This is a genomic window from Pseudomonas sp. FBF18 (assembly GCF_024261405.1).
In the GTDB taxonomy this organism is placed as follows: domain Bacteria; phylum Pseudomonadota; class Gammaproteobacteria; order Pseudomonadales; family Pseudomonadaceae; genus Aquipseudomonas; species Aquipseudomonas palmensis.
Genome location: NZ_QKRS01000041.1, coordinates 1 through 2,404 on the forward strand (window position 1 = coordinate 1; position 2,404 = coordinate 2,404).

1 protein-coding gene and 1 pseudogene are annotated in these 2,404 nt (G+C 63.9%); both read left to right on the plus strand.

Annotated elements, in window-relative coordinates; all coding sequences use genetic code 11:
• Positions 1–439 (plus strand): annotated as a pseudogene (locus tag DN387_RS25985) (type VI secretion system tip protein VgrG); the annotation flags it as partial.
• Positions 436–2,404, plus strand: a 1,969-nt coding sequence (locus DN387_RS25990) for a DUF6531 domain-containing protein (RefSeq protein ID WP_254506434.1), incomplete at its 3' end; no start/stop codon positions are given. The pseudogene DN387_RS25985 and the gene DN387_RS25990, both read left to right, overlap by 4 nt.

A 2,404-nucleotide genomic window follows, 5' to 3' on the forward strand; every position in this document is an offset into this window, starting at 1 on the left:
TACGGTGCTCAAGGGCAGCCTCGATGGCCAGGGGTTCAATGCCGTATCCGGTGTGGCACCGGGGCCGGCGTCGGTCAGGTTCGGACGCGACCCGACCCCGCCGTGGACACCGAGCAGCTACATCGGTTTGGTCAACTGGCCGTTGCAGCTACCTGACCCCAGCCACTCGCCCACGGTAGTGGCAACGCTGGTCGACAAGCTGGTGCTGCCCAACGATGGCAAGGGCAGCCTTTTTGGCAGTGCCAGGCAACTGGTCAGTGCCGCCAGCTCTGCCCTGCCTGCTGCCTCGGTCGCCCTGGGCGTGGCCGACCAGGCGGGCGCTGCACTCAAGGGCGCCAGGGCCAGCCTGCCCACGCTGCCGGCCCTCTCACTGACCGACCTCAAGGCTCCAGGCCTGAATACCGTTACCGATCTGCTGCCAGGTGAACTGATCTCATGAGCGACAACACCCCCGCCAAACAACGGCCACCACAGGCCGCAGTCGTTCCCCTGGATCAGATCGGCATCGAGGACGTGAGTAGCGGCGCCGCCGTGTTCGACGCCTGGCTGCGGGATATCAGCGGTGGCTACGTCAACCTCGAGCGCCTCAAGGAGGTGGCTGAGGTGCTGCCGGTCATCGGCAACATCATCGCCCTGGTCGATGCGGTCGGCGACGTTGTCAACCTGGCCTCCAGCGACAAGCCCGACCCGCTCGACTGGGTCAGCCTGGGCATCAACCTGATCGGCGTGATTCCCACGCCACCGACCATGGCGGCTGCGCGCAAGAGCCTGCGGCCGATGCTGGTGCTGGCCCGTCAGGAAGGCAAGCAGATGCTCGGCGACTCGTTGATCGAGATCATCGTCGGCCACCTCAATGCCACCTTGCTTGGCGAAATCGATGCCTTTCTGGCTGACGCAGAAGGGCAGTTGGAGGCGATCCTCAAGGAGTGCGCCGACGTCGGTGAGAAGCTGGTCAACAACACGGCCAACGCGATCGATGCCGTGATTACCGGCAAGCTCGACAGCGCCGCGAATATGGAGGCTGCTGGGCGCAGCGCCATTGCAGCAAAGAACGCGTTGCGTTCCGACCCCTCGGTGGTCTTCGAAAACGCCTTCGCCGCCCTCAGCGATGCCTACGCCGCGATGGGCAAGGGCGCCGCCAACATGATCATGCGCAATGCCGTGCCCGAGGGGGTACAGCATGAAGTGCTGGCCCGTACCCGGGCCCTGCGTAGCCTGGCGCCACAGATGCGTACGCAACTGATGAGCATGACCAGTGCAGCCAACCCGCAATCCATCGAGAGCATGCGCCTTATCCTGCACAACAGCAGTGTGCTCTGGCACAAGCGCAATCCCAAGGCACTCGGCAGCACGGTCAAGGGCGACAAGACCACCCAGGCCAGGCATCAGGATGCCAAGGGCGAGACCGAGGCCATTACCCGGCAGGCGTCGGCCAAACAAGCGGCCAACGACAGCAAGAACGGCACCTGTGCCAGCAGTTGCAACCGTATCAACTTCGCCCTTGGCAGCGAGTCGCTGGACCACACCGACTTCAGCCTGCCAGGCCCGTTTCCCGTCATCTGGACCCGTACTTACAATTCGCGTCTCGAGCGCCTCGACAACGCCAGCCTCGGTGCCCGTTGGCTCACCGAGTTCACCACCTGCATCGACGTGGTCGGCCAGGGCCTGGTGCTGCTTGACTTCGATGGGCGCAGTCACGATTTTCCAATGCCCGAAAAGGGCAAGCCCCACTACGACGCTGTCGAGTACCTCACCCTGGTGCGCACCGGCGAACAGCAACTGGTACTGCTGCGTGGCCTGGATCGCCGGGAGACCTATGCGCGCCATGGCGATCGTTTCTATCTGACGCACATTCAGCTACGCAGCGGCGCGGGCGCCATGCTGCACTACGAGCATCGCCACAACGGCCAGCCGGTGTTGTCCGACATCAACACCTACCAGGACGACGACCCCAGCAAGGTACACCTGCAACTGGGAACGCGGCTCGACGCGCACGGGCATATCCAGGGTCTCTGGCACGTGGTCGACGGCAAGCCGCTGCGCCAACTGTGCGCCTATCACTATGACGGCGCGGGTGACCTGGTGGCGGCTCAGGATGAAAACGGTGCCGCCTGGCACTATGAGTACCAGCATCATCTGATCACCCGTTACACCGACCGCACCGGGCGCGGTTTCAACCTGGAGTGGGACGGCAACGGCCCGCATGCCAGGGCCATCCATGAGTGGGCAGATGACGGCAGCTTCGAAGTGCGCCTGGAGTGGGATGAGCGTATCCGCCTCACCTATGTGACCGACGCCCATGGCCAGGAAACCTGGCACTACTACGACATCCAGGGCTACACCTACCGCATCCGTCATCCGGACGGCAATTCGGAGTGGCTGTTCCGGGATGAGCGCAAGAACG